Annotated in this window: 1 protein-coding gene; it reads right to left on the reverse strand. The window is 47.9% G+C overall.

Features of this window, described 5'->3' with window-relative positions:
- On the reverse strand, positions 1-1,044 hold a 1,044-nt coding region (locus tag R7P69_RS25225; protein WP_318121833.1), incomplete at both ends, for an anti-phage deoxyguanosine triphosphatase.

Raw genomic sequence — 1,044 nt, forward strand, 5'->3', positions numbered from 1 at the left:
TGTTTAAGCACATCTAGCGCTTTCGCCATATGCGGTTCTAAACAAGCATTCCATGCCAGTAAAGGGTTTTGGAATGGTTCATCAACCACTTTAATAGAGATGCTTGTAAGTAGTGCATTGACCATACCGCCAATCGCATCTTTGCGTTGGTGATGTTTACCGCTAAACAGCATTTGCCCGATAGAGCCGATATGTTCTTCAAACCAAGGATCACCGCAATCAGCTAACTGACTTGCTGCACCTTCTTGCCATTGCTGACGTGTGACCATACCCAACACAATGGCATCTTCTAAGTCGTGCACGCCATACGCAATATCATCGGCGAGCTCCATAATGGAGCAGTCGAGGGATTTAAAGCGCGTTTTGCTGTGCTCTAAATCGGAGTCTGGTCGATAGCGCATTTGGCTCAACAGGCTTTTGTCATTCTCGCTGAGTGGAGCGATAACCCAATCAAACAGATCTTTATCGCAATCGTAGATGCCTTTCGCTGGGCTCCATTCTTTGGCTTTTAATCGGCGTTGATGTTCTGCAGGGTTTGGCAGCTTGACTGAACGAGTCTGACTGATGAGTGCTGGGTATTTGATCAAACCTAACAAAGTTCGGCGCGATAGATTCATCCCGAAGTGCTCAGTGTATGGCTCCAATTTGGTCACAATACGAAAAGTCTGCGCATTGCCTTCAAAGCCACCATGGTCACGCATCATATAGTTCAATGCGACTTCACCACCGTGTCCGTATGGTGGGTGGCCGATATCGTGCGCGAGACACAGAGAGTCAATCAAACTGTCCGAGGGCAATAGTTCTTTAAATTCAGACTGTTTCTTTTTGAGTTGCGCGACAATACCTGTGCCTAATTGGGCCGCTTCTAACGAGTGGGTAAGTCGACTTCTATGAAAGTCTTCCAAGCTGTTGCCATGAACTTGAGTTTTCGCTTGCAGGCGTCGAAATGCCGCAGAGTGCAGGATTCTCGCTCTATCACGTTGATAGGGGCTGCGGTGGTCATCACGGCGGATTTTATGCTCATCATCATGGCGCTCTTGCCAC

Source organism: Vibrio sp. 661 (assembly GCF_033339315.1).
Classification (GTDB): Bacteria; Pseudomonadota; Gammaproteobacteria; order Enterobacterales; family Vibrionaceae; genus Vibrio; species Vibrio alginolyticus.